We start from the raw sequence: 14322 nt of genomic DNA, 5'->3' as shown, positions 1-14322 counted from the left end.
CAGAGAGAATGAAGGTGATAAATAGCCATAAATGGACATTACATGACGACGCTATCCACATGTAATCACAGAATATATAATATTCTTCAATCGTTCAGGTTAATACTATTTTTCCCTTCTCTTTTGCCATGAAATTCTGCATCATGAAATTCAAACTCTATTGCCATTAGGATGACGACCATGTCTGATATCGACGCTCAGCGTCTGGCCGAACGTATTGATACCGTGCTGGATATCCTCGTTGCAGGTGATTACCACTCAGCCATCCACAATCTTGAAATTCTGAAAGCTGAACTGTTAAACACGGTCAAAGAAGATGCCGAATCTTTGGCGAAAAAGCAGAAGGCGCCATGGGAGATCTGATGACAGTGATCTTTTGATGTCGCTGCTATCAGCAAGTGCAGATAATGCAGTTTCCGTTTAATTTCCGATACGATATCGCAATAAAATTAATACTATGAATTCCCGACAACAATCTATTTTGCAGATGGTGACCGATAAAGGTCAGATGAGCGTCGCCGATCTGGCAAAAGTCACCGGTGTCTCCGAAGTGACGATTCGACAGGATCTGAACACGCTGGAAAAACAGAGTTACTTACGCCGAGCCCACGGTTTTGCTGTTTCATTGAACAGCGATGATGTTGAAACGCGCATGATGACCAATTTCACTCTGAAACGTGAACTGGCTGAATTCGCTGCATCTCTGGTCAGTCCAGGCGAATCCGTATTCATTGAGAATGGCAGCAGCAATGCACTTCTGGCCAGAACGCTGGCAGAGCAAAAAGATGTCACCATCATCACCGTGAGCAGCTACATTGCTCATCTGCTCAAAGAAACGCCCTGTGAAGTGATACTTCTCGGTGGAATTTACCAGAAAAAAAGTGAGAGCATGGTCGGCCCCTTAACTCGCCAGTTTATCCAGCAGGTACACTTCAGTAAGGCCTTTATCGGCATTGACGGCTGGCAGGCTGATACCGGTTTTACCGGACGCGATATGATGCGTTCTGACGTGGTTAACGCGGTGCTGGAAAAAGGCGCAGAAGTTATTGTGTTGACCGACAGCTCAAAATTCGACGCCATTCACCCTTACACGCTGGGTCCATTAGAGCGATTCAGCCGCGTAGTAACGGACTCCAGACTCAGCGCCAGCGTACAAATGCAGCTCGAACATTCAGGATTAATCGTCAATATCATTGATGCCCACGCATAAAATCTTCAGTAGATGGTTTGTCACCAGACAAATCATCTGCTCTCTGAGAGTTATCTGACAGTCCAATTAAGACTTTTTACCTGTCGTTAACAGGATAAAGTCGTAAAATTAATGTTAGCGATATAACAGGAACGAACCTCCAACTTCAGGATAGTGTTTGTAATGACTTCGCTAAACGGTTTCACGGAAATATCTTCGATAGTCTTAATTTGACGCTATCCTTAAAGAACACTGGATTCCGTGAATCAATAATTCAGGAGAAAGTATTATGTTAGTAACGAGCAAAAAAATGACCGCTGCCATTCTGGCGATTACTCTGGCAATGTCGCTGAGTGCCTGCTCTAACTGGTCCAAACGAGATCGTAACACCGCAATCGGTGCTGGTGCAGGTGCAATAGGTGGTGCAGTCCTGACTGACGGTAGCACGCTGGGTACGCTGGGTGGTGCTGCAGTAGGTGGTATTATTGGCCACCAGGTGGGTAAATAATCTACGGTTAAACGGCTCGATATAATAATACGTTTACTTTTTCAGGTCTGTATTATTAAAAAGCCACGGAAATTTTCCGTGGCTTTTTTATTAACCGCCAGCCAGTTTAACTTTCATTCCTTTAGCTTCCAGCAGCGATTTAATCAGGTCGCGTTTATCCCCCTGAATTTCAATCACGCCATCTTTCACTGCTCCACCGCAACCACACTTTTTCTTCAGTTCTGCGGCTAATTTGGTCAGTTCGGCATCGTCTTGATCAATACCGGTAATCAGGCACACGCCCTTCCCTTTGCGACCACTGGTCTGGCGCTGGATACGAACAATGCCATCGCCTTTTGGACGCTCAGGCGCTGTTTTCGGTTCATCAATACGCCCGGAGTCGGTAGAGTAGACCAGACGAGAGTTTGAGTCGTTCATTTACGCACCTCGTTTCAGGGAAGCATTGATCATCTTCAGCGTCTGCGCGGGATCGGCCGACTGGGTGACCGGACGACCAATCACCATGTAATCCACACCTGCTAATTGCGCCTGTTCCGGTGTCATAATACGACGCTGATCGCCCGCCTCGCTGCCTTCTGGACGAATACCCGGTGTCACCAGCTTAAATGCCTGGCCCAACGCCTGCTTGAATCGCACCGCTTCCTGAGCTGAGCATACGACACCGTCCAGACCACAATTCTGGGTTAAGCGCGCCAGTCTTTCAGCATAATCTGCAGGTGACAACGTCACGCCGAGATCGGCGAGGTCGCTGGCTTCCATACTGGTCAGAACCGTCACGGCAATCAGTAGCGGCGCGTCCTGGCCAAAAGGCACTAAGGCTTCACGGGCTGCAGTCATCATACGCGCCCCGCCAGAAGCGTGAACGTTAACCATCCAGACACCAAGTTCGGCAGCAGCGGCAACTGCATGTGCGGTGGTATTGGGAATATCATGAAATTTCAAATCAAGAAAGATGTCAAAACCACGCTGTTGTAGATCGCGAACCAACTGAGGTCCAAAAAGCGTGAACATCTCTTTGCCCACTTTCAAACGGCAATCACGAGGATCAATTCTGTCGACAAAAGCTAATGCTTTATCACGATTAGAATAATCGAGAGCGACAACGACAGGAGAATCGGTAACAGCACGAGAAGAAGATGAAGCAGTAAACGTCATGACCAGACCTTCTTGAGGATGGGCGCCCACGGCGGCGCGAAATGGGTAAACGGCGTGCATTCTACCTGCGGTAATAGAAAATTAACAGGCGCGATTACATTTCTGCCAGGCGAACCGGCAGCGGAGGTTGTGGATGGATCGATTACACACCAATAGTATGTTGTAACTAAAATGAGGTTTTTTTAAAAATTACAGCCCATCAAGTCCGCGAATGGGCTTAATGGTTGACCATGAACGGCAGGATGGACAGTGCCAGTACAGCGTATACGCCGTAAAACCGCACTTCTGGCAGCTGTAACGCGGTTTACTACGTACCTGCTCTCCGACCATATCGCGCAGAACCATCAGGCTCTCTTTGGCACGCCCTTCTTCGGCTTCGTGGAGATGATAATCCATCAGCTTGTGGAACACGCGCATCGTAGGATGACGTTGCAGCTGACGAGTGATATAGACCTGAGCGGTATCAGCCCCCTCACGCGCCTCAAGAATATCCGCCAGCATCAGTTCGGCGGCGGCACCAGTATTTTCCTCGACGGCCCGACGTAAAAACTCCGCCCACTCATCGTTTTTCCCCAGATGCTGGTAGCAGCTTTGCAGCATTTCCAGCGTTTCGCTGACCAGTTCTTTGTCCTGGGAAATGACCCGTTGCAGGCTTTCAACCGCCTTCGCGTAATCACCTTTTTCCATGTACACGCGCCCCATCATGATGGATACCCGTGCACTGTTTTTGTCTGCCGCGGCGCCTTTTTTCAACAGCGTCATGGCGCGATCCATATCGTCGCTACCCATTTGCTGTAAGGCCAGTTCGCAGTAGAAGTGGGCTATCTCATTACGCTGTTTGTCTTTGCCGAGTTTTACCAGACGCTCTGCGACATCAATGGCTTTTTGCCATTCGCTGGTGGCCTGATAAATTTGCAACAGTTGCTGTAATGCGCCAACCCGAAAATCAGTTTCATCGGTAAGCTGATTGAACATGTCTTCCGCGCGGTCGTACAGTCCCGCGGCCATGTAGTCGCGCCCCAGCTGTTGCACGGCCAGCAAACGCTGCTCGTAGGTCAGCGAGGCACTTTCCATTAACGTTTGATGGATGCGGATTGCGCGATCGACTTCACCGCGAGAGCGGAACAGGTTTCCGAGGGTGAGATGAGCCTCAACGGTGCCTGTGTCCTCTTTTAGCATATCAAGGAACAGATCCACCGCTTTATCTTGTTGGTTGCTCAGGAGGAAGTTAACCCCGGCGACATAGTCACGAGAAAGACGGTTAGCTTCATCCTGCTTGGTTTGTTGCGCACTTCTGCGACCCATATACCACCCATAGGCAGCGGCTACAGGTAAAAGCAGAAACAACAACTCCAACATAAATAATTATTCCTTCACAACCGACGAATCGGCAGATACCGCAACGTCGGTCGCAGGCGCAAGCTGGTTTTCCAGTCGTTTGATTTTACGTTCGGCGCGCGCAAGAGACACACGAACCTTCAGCCAGAAAAGGCCGCAAATTAGCCAACCAATCGCAAACCCTGCGGCAAACAATACAGCAAGCAGCGTAGAGATACGATACTCACCCTGAGCCAGCAGGTAATTAAACGTAACCTGTTGATCGTTTTGCGCACCCAATGTCACCGAAATAACAAAAATCGCCAACACCAGTAAGAAAATGAGTAAATATTTCACATTACTTCCCGTTATGTGGTTTGAGCGAATAAATCGTGTCCAACTTACCGCGTTGAGCCCTTTAAATTACCATTTTCACAACGAGTGCGAAACGGAAAAGCGCTTTCCACTTTCTGATTTGAGGGCAAAATTTGAAAAATCAATCATCGCTAGCTTTCTTGTTCTCGCTGCGCGATTTCTTTTTCCTCCTGCACTGGTGGGGTTAATGGTCCGCATACCCGCTGTGCAAGCCAGGTTGCCAGCGTCACCAGCAGCCACGAAATCAGCGTTGCCACCACCAAATCACGGGGCCAGTGCATGCCTAACAGCAAGCGGCTGCCCATCACGCCGGTCGCCCAGATCAGCAAAAACACAATCGTCAGCGTTCGTCTGCGCGGCCATAACAGCCCTACGCCCAGTAAAGCCCAACTGGCGGCAAACATCGTATGTCCGGACGGAAAGGCAAAACCCGTTTCTTTTTGCCAGTGCTTGCGTAAAAACGTTGGAATATCCTGCTGTTCAGCCAATTGTTCTTTGACTAAATGCCCACGATCTTTACGTTTTAAAGTGTAGAACTCATCAACCGGAATATGGTGCGTTTTTTCCAGCCACACGACAAAAGGTCGCGGTTCTTGCACCCTGTCTTTTACCCAGGACTTCACGCCCTGTCCCACTAAAATCGCCGCTGCCAGAATAGCAAACAGCATTACCGCGGCTTTAAGACGAAAACGCAGGCACCACAGAAACCACGCACAAAGCGCAACGTGAGTGATAATTCCCCACGGCTGCGTCACCGTTTCCGTTACCCAGTACAAGGACTTTAACCACCAGACATTGTGCCCCGGCTGCCAGCTCCAGCCTGATACCCATACGGCAACCGGCATGATAAGTAGCAGTCCGGTCCCCACTGCGGTGCGCTTTGCAATAGACAGCATTGCCTCTCCTTTCGTCGATAAGTATCACAATCATAACTGAAAAATTCACACGTCGGGAAAATTGACAATTTTGTGCCATTCCAAAAGCGAATCCGTGGTCGCGATTAGGTGAACGTCGTTGCCTTATGGCAAAATAGTGTAATACAGAACAGAAGCCGACAGGCGAAGGCACGACGAGTGCCAGCATAATCTGGAGAATTACATGCAGCTTAAACGTGTGGCAGAAGCCAAACTGCCAACCCCCTGGGGTGATTTCCTGATGGTGGGATTTGAAGAACTGGCAACCGGACACGATCATGTCGCACTGGTTTTTGGCGATATCACAGGCCAAACACCTGTCCTGGCGCGCGTCCACTCCGAATGTCTGACTGGCGATGCGCTGTTTAGCCTGCGTTGCGATTGCGGTTTCCAGCTCGAAGCGGCCCTCACCCACATTGCAGAAGAAGGGCGTGGCATTCTGCTTTATCACCGTCAGGAAGGACGCAACATTGGCCTGCTCAACAAAATCCGCGCTTACGCGTTGCAGGACCAGGGTTATGATACCGTTGAAGCGAATCATCAGTTGGGATTTGCGGCAGACGAGCGCGATTTCACGCTGTGTGCCGATATGTTCAAGCTGCTGGGCGTGGATGCGGTACGTTTGCTGACCAATAACCCGAAGAAAGTAGAAATCCTGACCGAAGCGGGAATCAATATTGTTGAACGCGTGCCGCTGATCGTGGGCCGTAATCCAAAAAATGAACATTATCTGGACACCAAAGCCGCCAAGATGGGACATTTGCTGGGCAAATAATCGTTGTCACCGCCTATCAAAAAGCCTGCTCTCGCAGGCTTTTTTGCATTTTAATTCAACATATTACGAATCACGTAGTGCAGAATGCCGTCGTTTTGGTAATACGTTAGCTCCGTCGCGGTATCAATGCGACAGCGGCATAGAATCACCTCTTTACGCCCATCTGCGCGGACCATACTCACCGGAACTGTCGCCCCCGGTTTAATGTTTTGTAGGTCCGTAATATCGATCGCCTCCTCACCGGTTAATCCCAGCGTTTTACGCGTGACGCCCTGCGGGAATTCCAGCGGTAAAATGCCCATGCCAATCAGGTTAGAACGGTGAATTCGCTCAAAAGACTCTGCGATAACCACGCGAACGCCCAGCAAACGTGGGCCTTTCGCCGCCCAGTCGCGGCTGGAGCCGGATCCATACTCTTTCCCGGCAATCACTGCCAGAGGCACGTTCTCCTGCTGGTATTGCATGGCCGCATCATAAATAGCCACCACTTCGGTTCCCGGCAAATGACGCGTCATACCACCTTCCACGTCGGGTACCATCTCATTGCGAATACGAATATTGGCAAAGGTACCACGCATCATCACTTCATGATTCCCGCGTCGTGAACCGTAAGAGTTAAAATCTTTACGCTCAACGCCATGGCTTTGCAGATAGCGCCCCGCCGGGCTGTCTGGCTTAATACTGCCGGCAGGAGAAATATGGTCGGTGGTAACAGAATCTCCGAGCATCGCCAGAATATGCGCACCGTGAATGTCCTGAACCGGATCCGGCGTAGCCTGCATACCATCGAAGAACGGTGACAAACGGATATAGGTCGAGTCAGACTGCCAGCCATAGGTATCAGCGCGATCAACCTGGATTGCTTTCCATTCTGGCGTGCCTTCAAAGACTTCAGCATACTCTTTATGGAACATGGCGGTAGAGACCTGCTCAACGGCGCGGGCAATTTCCTTGGCTGTCGGCCAAATATCTTTCAGATAAACAGGATCGCCTTTTCTGTCATGGCCTAACGGATCTTTCGTCAGGTTGATGTTCATATTCCCCGCCAGCGCGTAGGCCACCACCAGCGGCGGAGACGCCAGCCAGTTGGTCTTCACGAGCGGATGGATACGACCTTCAAAGTTACGGTTTCCAGAAAGCACTGCCCCAACTGTAAGATCGCCTTTTTTGATGGCTGTTTCGATAGGATCGGGTAAGGGGCCAGAGTTGCCAATACAGGTGGTACAGCCATAACCCACAAGATTAAATCCCAGCTCATCAAGGTACGGAGTGAACCCAGCCTTTGCCAGATAATCGGAAACCACCTTCGATCCTGGCGCCAACGAGGCTTTCACCCATGGCTGACGTTTCAAACCAAGCGTTACGGCTTTTTTCGCCAGCAGCCCCGCCGCCATCAATACGCTTGGGTTTGAGGTGTTGGTACAAGAGGTGATAGCGGCTATCACCACCGCGCCGTCCGGCAGCTTATACTGCTGACCGCTCATGGTATAGTCCACTGGCTGACGGTCTTTCAGCGAGCTATTCACCTCAAGTTCATTACTCGCCGAAAAGGCTTTCGGCACATCAGCCAGCGCCACCCGATCCTGCGGACGCTTCGGTCCAGCAAGGCTTGCCTCTACGCTGCCCATATCCAGCTCCAACGAACTGGTAAACACAGGTTCATCCCCTGGGTTACGCCACATTCCCTGCGCTTTGGCATAGGCATTGACCAACTCAACCTGTTCCTCACTGCGCCCGCTCAGACGCATATACTCAAGGGTAATGTCATCGATCGGGAAGAAACCGCAGGTTGCGCCGTATTCCGGTGCCATGTTCGCAATGGTTGCTCGATCGGCCAGAGGTAAGGTGTCCAGCCCATCACCATAGAATTCAACGAATTTACCGACGACACCGTGCTTACGCAGCATCTGGGTGACGGTCAGAACCAGGTCGGTGGCAGTGATACCTTCCCGCAGTTTACCCACCAGTTTAAAGCCCACAACATCCGGGATCAGCATTGAGACCGGTTGACCCAGCATTGCCGCTTCAGCTTCAATGCCTCCAACGCCCCAGCCCAGCACACCGAGACCATTAATCATCGTGGTATGGGAATCGGTACCGACCAGTGTATCGGGATAAGCCACCCACTCACCGTCCTGTAACTCGCTCCAGACAGCTTTGCCAAGATATTCAAGGTTAACCTGGTGGCAAATCCCCGTACCCGGTGGTACAACGCTGAAGCGACTAAATGCCTGCTGTCCCCATTTCAGGAACACATAACGTTCATGGTTACGTTCCATTTCCAGGCGCACGTTTTCTTCGAAAGCATCATCATCACCGAAACGATCCACCGTTACCGAGTGGTCAATGACAAGATCCACTGGCGAAAGCGGATTCACTTTTGCCGTATCCCCACCCAGACGTTTTACCGCTTCGCGCATGGCGGCGAGATCGACCACCGCCGGCACGCCGGTAAAATCCTGCATCAGAACACGAGCAGGTCGATAGGCAATTTCTCGATCGGCATGGGCGGTCTTCAGCCAATGCGCAAGCGCATGAATATCATCTTCGGTAACGGAATTACCGTCCTGCCAGCGAAGCAGGTTTTCCAGCAAAACTTTTAGCGATTTCGGTAAACGGGTGATATCACCCAGTGATTTAGCGGCCAGCGGCAGACTGTAGTAACGGTAGGTTTTATCTTTAACCTGCAATGTGTCCTTACTGGCTTCTCGTAGGGTCGACGACATAGCTCCTCCTTAATGACAGGGTTGGATCCCCTGGTTTTCCTCAGGGTTAGTATTAAAGATAACACAAACAAAATGTAACGCTTTGATAACAACTCAAATTGATAAAAGTGGAGGGCTACAAAAGGGGCAACTGAAGTATCTGGCGAGGAGAAAGGTTTAAGCGGTCAAGGTTAATACGGTGATAAGCATGGCTCATCACGATTGCCCGGAATAAAATATTTGCAGTACAAGACAACGGACTAATAATAATTATAAAATTCGTATCAATTATTGTTTCTGTTCATCATCATCCGCAAACAGATCGATAAACGTCCGTTGTTCAGGAGAGAGTTTCCAGGTCGCTGGAATATTCGGCTTATTCTCTGCGCTGCGTTGACTCTCTTGTTCAGGGTCATCCGGAGATGGCATCACGGTGGAGCGTTGTTCCAGTGTGGACATGACCTACCCCCACACGTTCCAGGCCACGAGCGCGACAATAATCCAGAACACGGCAGAGCCAAGAAACACAGCGAACCAGGCTTTACGTTTCATCACGGGATCCCGGCGTGCTGGCTGGTTTCCTGAAGGCATCGCTAACCTCATACTATCGAAATCACTTATCATTTAAGCACCAAACAATCGGTACAATTAATCATCAGATAGGAGGAATCCTAATAAAAAAGGTCAAAAAAAGCCAGTTAATTTTCATGCTCGACCTGATAAATAAATTAATTATTTGATCGGTTATAAATATTTGAGAGGGGTTTTTGGCGACCTTACTAATTTGAAACTACTTTAGCAAGTGTTTACCATAAACAATATATGGTTAATATATAGAGGAAAAATATTGAATAGATTCAGACTCTGCCGTCGGTATCGCTTTATGTTTGAGGATACCGACGAGGTAACAGCCGTTATTATTTCTCAGGCAATTTAATATCTTTAAACATGGCTTCAATATCGTCGTTGGAACGTAGCGCCACCGCCGTATCTACCACATCACGCGTCAGATGCGGCGCGAAACGTTGAATAAAATCATACATGTAACTGCGTAAAAAAGTGCTGCGACGAAAACCAATCTTGGTGGTGCTATGGCTGAAGATATCATGGGCATCAACGCGCACCAGGTCAGGGTCGGAGACAGGATCAACCGCCATACTGGCAATTACCCCCACGCCGAGGCCCAGGCGTACATAGGTCTTAATGACATCGGCATCGGTCGCGGTAAAAACTATACGCGGCTCAAGCCCCGCACGGTTGAACGCGGTGTCCAGTTCCGAACGTCCGGTAAATCCAAACGTGTAGGTCACCAGCGGGTACTGCGCCAGTTCTTCAATGGATACGGCGGATTTGCCCGCCAACGGATGGTCCGGCGTAACGACAATCGAACGGTTCCAGTGGTAGCAAGGCAGCATCACCAGATCGTCATACAGGTGCAGGGCTTCCGTCGCGATAGCAAAATCTGCATTCCCTTTCGAGACGGCTTCGGCGATTTGCGTCGGCGACCCCTGGTGCATATGCAATGAGACGCGTGGATAACGCTCAATAAAGCCTTTAATAACGTTCGGCAAAGCGTAACGCGCCTGAGTGTGCGTGGTGGCGATATACAGTGAGCCTTTGTCCGGCCGGGTATGTTCGCCAGCAACGGACTTAATGGCATCCACCTTCGACAAAACTTCTCGCGCGATTCGAATGACTTCCTGCCCCGCTGGCGTAACCTGGGTCAGGTGCTTACCGCTACGGGCAAAAATCTGGATGCCAAGTTCATCTTCCAGCATACGAACTTGCTTACTGATACCTGGCTGAGAGGTATAAAGCCCTTCCGCCGTTGAGGAGACATTAAGGTTGTGGTTCACCACCTCAACAATGTAGCGAAGCTGCTGTAATTTCATGTTAAGCCATCCCGATTTGCGCCATCAAATCATCGTTTCAGAGCAGGCTCGTTGGCGCTGCTAATACGATTTAATAATAAAAAGTGTGTTAACTATAACCACTATATCATTTCTATGTGAGCTGTATAGGGATGACAAAAAATAATACGCCAGAAACAAAAAGGGCCGCTTACGCGACCCTTTGAGGAGAAATTCAGCCGGAATGCTGTTATTTCTTCCCTTCTACCCATTTACCGTCAACGAAGAACGCGGACCAGCCGGTCGCCTTACCGTCTTTCTCCGCAGCAACGTATTGCTGCTTGGTTTTACGGCTGAAACGAACCATCGACTTGTTGCCGTCCGGGTCAGTCTGCGGCGCATCTGCCAAATAGCGCAGTTTTTCCGGCAGACGATCGCGGAAGCGGTACAACTCTTCAACCAGCGGCGCACGTGTCTCACGTGATTTCGGGAACGTATTTGCCGCCAGGAAGATACCTGCAGCACCATCACGTAACACGAAATACGCATCAGATTTTTCACACGGCAGTTCTGGCAACGGAACCGGATCCTCTTTCGGTGGAGCAACTTCACCGTTACGCAGGATCTTACGGGTATTTTTGCACTCGTCGTTGGTACACGCCATGTACTTGCCGAAACGTCCCATTTTCAGGTGCATTTCAGAGCCACATTTCTCGCACTCAACGATAGGACCGTCATAACCCTTGATGCGGAATTCGCCTTCCTCGATCTCATAGCCATCACAGGTAGGGTTATTACCGCATACATGCAGCTTGCGCTTAGGATCGATAAGGTAGCTGTCCATCGCCGTGCCGCACTTCTGGCAGCGACGTTTGGCGCGCAAAGCGTTGGTTTCCGCATCGTCGCCTTCCAGCACGTTCAGCACTTCATTTTCCGGCACCAGGTTAATGGTGGTTTTGCAACGCTCTTTCGGGGAAAGCGCATAGCCAGAACAACCCAGGAAAACGCCGGTGCTGGCGGTACGAATACCCATCTTGCGTCCGCAGGTTGGGCAATCAATGCTGGTCAGCACCATCTGGTTCGGACGCATACCGCCCTCTTCAGGATCTTTCTCGGCTTTATCCAGTTGCTGAGTAAAATCAGTGAAGAAGTTGTCGAGTACGCCCTTCCATTCGGCTTCGTGATTTGCCACCTGGTCGAGACTGTCTTCCATCTGCGCGGTAAAGTCGTAGTTCATCAGTTCGCGGAAGTTTTCTTCCAGACGATCGGTGACGATTTCACCCATTTTTTCAGCGTAGAAGCGACGGTTCTCAACGCGAACATAACCGCGATCCTGAATCGTAGAAATGATCGACGCATACGTGGATGGACGACCAATACCACGTTTTTCAAGCTCTTTAACCAGCGAAGCTTCACTGAAGCGCGCAGGCGGTTTGGTAAAGTGTTGCGCAGGTGTCAGTTCGATGAGCGTCAACGTATCGCCTTTATCCACCGCTGGTAAAATGCGGTCTTCATCGCCCTTACGCAGCGCAGGCATCACTTTCGTCCAGCCATCGAAGCGCAGAATACGACCACGCGCCTTCAGACGGAAATCACCCGCACCCACCGTCAGCGTGGTGGAATCATATTTAGCAGGCGTCATCTGACAGGCAACAAACTGACGCCAGATCAGCTGATACAGTTTTTGCGCATCGGCTTCCATATCTTTCAGCGATTCCGCCTGAACGGCGACATCGGAAGGACGGATAGCTTCGTGCGCTTCCTGCGAGTTCTCTTTGCTGGCGTACTGGTTCGCGCTCTCCGGCAGATACTTTTTGCCGAAATTATCGCTGATGTAATCGCGAACCATGTTCACCGCATCCTGGCTCAGGTTGGTTGAGTCAGTACGCATATAAGTGATGTAGCCCGCTTCATACAAGCGCTGCGCCATCATCATGGTTTTCTTCACGCCGAAGCCCAGACGCGTGCTGGCGGCCTGCTGTAGCGTGGAGGTGATGAACGGCGCACCCGGCTTGCTGCTGGTCGGCTTATCTTCACGTTCCAGAACGCTGTAGCGCGCTTTTTCCAACAGGCTAACAGCGGCAAGCGTTTGTTCCCGGTTGACCGGACGGAACGGTTTATCATTCTGATGCGTCACCTCAAGCGGTAACGCGTCGCCGCCTGGCGTGGTCGTGTTAGCATCAATTTCCCAGAACTCTTCTGGAACGAATGCTTTGATTTCGCGTTCACGCTCAACCACCAGACGCACGGCAACCGACTGTACGCGGCCTGCTGACAGGCCTCGCGCAATTTTTTTCCACAGCAGCGGCGACACCATATAGCCCACAACACGGTCCATAAAGCGGCGCGCCTGTTGCGCATTGACGCGGTCGATGTTCAGCTCGCCCGGTTTTTCAAACGCCTGACGAATAGCGTTTTTGGTAATTTCGTTAAACACCACGCGACTGTAGCGGGTGTCGTCGCCACCGATCACTTCCCGCAGGTGCCACGCAATGGCTTCCCCTTCGCGGTCAAGGTCGGTTGCGAGATAGATGTGGTCGGCTTTTTCAGCCAGTTGCTTCAGTTCAGAAACAACTTTTTCTTTACCAGGCAGCACTTCATAGCGCGCATCCCAGTTGTGCCACGGGTCAACACCCATACGATTGACGAGAGCGCCACGTTCATCCTTTTTGGGCTTTTTAGCCGTTTTGGTGGAGGTTGAGTCGGCGCTCTTTTTAGTTGCTGAGCCACTGGTCGGCAAATCACGGATATGACCGACGCTGGATTTCACCACGTAGTCATTACCCAGATACTTGTTGATCGTTTTGGCTTTTGCCGGGGACTCAACGATGACAAGAGCTTTACCCATATTCACCTTTACCTAATTTGATTCTTCCAGAATGCGTCGCACGTTGATTCACCTTCCACTGGCGACGAGACATCGATATGGTCTCTGCGTCGGCGGATATCAACCCTTAAACTAATTCGCGCTTGTAATGTAACTCTCATGTAACTGAGTTAACAGGCTTTTTCGCTCACAAACGCTATAGCACGACGGAGTATTGGTCGAATGTCAAGCAAATCTGTTGCCAGATTGACGAAAGCGTCACACTGTACCTGATAAAATGCGTTACGCAACTTTATTAGCATGCAAAAACAAATCTCGCCACTTGCAACACTGTCGTAAGACCTTCATTTAAGTCAGGGAATATTTGCCCATAAGCCGGGCTCGGCGTAGACTAATGTCCTTGTTTAAGGAGTAAATAATGCATAAAGACACTCAACCCATCGATCGCGAAACACTGCTGATTGAAGCCAACAAAATCATTCGTGAGCATGAGGACACGCTGGCGGGGATTGTCGCCACCGGCGTAACGCAGCGAAATGGCGTGCTGGTTTTCAGCGGAGATTACTTTTTAGACGAGCAAGGGCTACCGACGCCCAAAAGTACGGCGGTGTTTAATATGTTTAAACATCTGGCGCACGTACTTTCTGAAAAGTATCACTTGATCGATTAACACGAGAAATGATTTGCCGGATGACGGCTGCGCCTCA

At 50.3% G+C, this 14322-nt stretch carries 15 protein-coding genes; 5 read left to right on the top strand and 10 right to left on the bottom strand.

The window, feature by feature from the left end; all coding sequences use genetic code 11:
* Positions 1-180 precede the first annotated feature (180 nt).
* The 3 genes from N0B36_RS14390 to osmB all read left to right on the top strand — a co-directional run bounded on the left by N0B36_RS14390 (position 181) and on the right by osmB (position 1697).
* Positions 181-363: a hypothetical protein gene (locus N0B36_RS14390; protein ID WP_016153241.1), complete on the top strand. Its 183-nt coding sequence runs from the start codon at positions 181-183 to the stop codon at positions 361-363.
* A gap of 94 nt (positions 364-457) precedes the next feature.
* On the top strand, positions 458-1210 hold the full coding sequence (locus tag N0B36_RS14385) for a DNA-binding transcriptional regulator YciT (protein WP_016153242.1): 753 nt from the start codon (positions 458-460) through the stop codon (positions 1208-1210).
* 268 nt (positions 1211-1478) lie between these two features.
* Positions 1479-1697: an osmotically-inducible lipoprotein OsmB gene (osmB, locus tag N0B36_RS14380; protein WP_003020583.1), complete on the top strand. Its 219-nt coding sequence runs from the start codon at positions 1479-1481 to the stop codon at positions 1695-1697.
* Positions 1698-1787: 90 nt separating this feature from the next.
* Here osmB and yciH read toward each other — a convergent pair whose 3' ends face one another.
* From yciH to pgpB, 5 genes are all read right to left on the bottom strand, one after another.
* Entirely contained in the window at positions 1788-2114 is a 327-nt protein-coding gene (gene yciH / locus N0B36_RS14375) for a stress response translation initiation inhibitor YciH (RefSeq protein WP_016153243.1), read from the bottom strand.
* Positions 2115-2852, bottom strand: a complete 738-nt coding sequence (gene pyrF / locus N0B36_RS14370; protein WP_049282555.1) for an orotidine-5'-phosphate decarboxylase — start codon at positions 2850-2852, stop codon at positions 2115-2117. It abuts the gene before it with no gap.
* A 189-nt stretch (positions 2853-3041) separates the two neighbouring features.
* Positions 3042-4211: a lipopolysaccharide assembly protein LapB gene (gene lapB / locus N0B36_RS14365; protein ID WP_047417273.1), complete on the bottom strand. Its 1170-nt coding sequence runs from the start codon at positions 4209-4211 to the stop codon at positions 3042-3044.
* A 6-nt stretch (positions 4212-4217) separates the two neighbouring features.
* Positions 4218-4526: a LapA family protein gene (locus N0B36_RS14360; protein WP_006684318.1), complete on the bottom strand. Its 309-nt coding sequence runs from the start codon at positions 4524-4526 to the stop codon at positions 4218-4220.
* A gap of 149 nt (positions 4527-4675) precedes the next feature.
* Positions 4676-5440, bottom strand: a complete 765-nt coding sequence (gene pgpB / locus N0B36_RS14355; RefSeq protein ID WP_046275276.1) for a phosphatidylglycerophosphatase B — start codon at positions 5438-5440, stop codon at positions 4676-4678.
* 202 nt (positions 5441-5642) lie between these two features.
* Here pgpB and ribA point away from each other — a divergent pair, with 202 nt between their 5' ends.
* On the top strand, positions 5643-6233 hold the full coding sequence (ribA, locus tag N0B36_RS14350) for a GTP cyclohydrolase II (protein WP_016153247.1): 591 nt from the start codon (positions 5643-5645) through the stop codon (positions 6231-6233).
* A gap of 50 nt (positions 6234-6283) precedes the next feature.
* On the opposite strand, the gene acnA is transcribed toward ribA, so the two are convergent.
* From acnA to topA, 5 genes are all read right to left on the bottom strand, one after another.
* Entirely contained in the window at positions 6284-8959 is a 2676-nt protein-coding gene (gene acnA / locus N0B36_RS14345; protein WP_259688530.1) for an aconitate hydratase AcnA, read from the bottom strand.
* 267 nt (positions 8960-9226) lie between these two features.
* The gene (locus tag N0B36_RS14340) at positions 9227-9397 is read right to left on the bottom strand and encodes a hypothetical protein (RefSeq protein ID WP_216403811.1); all 171 of its coding nucleotides are present in this window, start codon (positions 9395-9397) and stop codon (positions 9227-9229) included.
* A gap of 3 nt (positions 9398-9400) precedes the next feature.
* The gene (locus N0B36_RS14335) at positions 9401-9541 is read right to left on the bottom strand and encodes a YmiA family putative membrane protein (RefSeq protein WP_213238933.1); all 141 of its coding nucleotides are present in this window, start codon (positions 9539-9541) and stop codon (positions 9401-9403) included.
* A 314-nt stretch (positions 9542-9855) separates the two neighbouring features.
* Positions 9856-10830 carry an HTH-type transcriptional regulator CysB gene (gene cysB / locus N0B36_RS14330; RefSeq protein ID WP_259688528.1) on the bottom strand — a complete coding sequence of 325 codons (975 nt, stop codon included), beginning with the start codon at positions 10828-10830 and terminating at the stop codon, positions 9856-9858.
* 208 nt (positions 10831-11038) lie between these two features.
* Positions 11039-13636 (bottom strand): type I DNA topoisomerase, encoded by a 2598-nt coding sequence (gene topA, locus N0B36_RS14325; protein ID WP_016153252.1) that lies wholly within the window; start codon positions 13634-13636, stop codon positions 11039-11041.
* Between the two features lie 397 nt (positions 13637-14033).
* Between topA and N0B36_RS14320 the strand changes: the two genes are divergently transcribed.
* The gene (locus tag N0B36_RS14320) at positions 14034-14285 is read left to right on the top strand and encodes a YciN family protein (RefSeq protein ID WP_003020616.1); all 252 of its coding nucleotides are present in this window, start codon (positions 14034-14036) and stop codon (positions 14283-14285) included.
* The last annotated feature ends 37 nt before the right edge of the window (positions 14286-14322 follow it).

Origin of the sequence: Citrobacter sp. XY323 (genome assembly GCF_025106035.1) — a bacterium.
In the GTDB taxonomy this organism is placed as follows: domain Bacteria; phylum Pseudomonadota; class Gammaproteobacteria; order Enterobacterales; family Enterobacteriaceae; genus Citrobacter; species Citrobacter braakii.
This window is presented reverse-complemented; position numbering and strand designations above follow the sequence as displayed.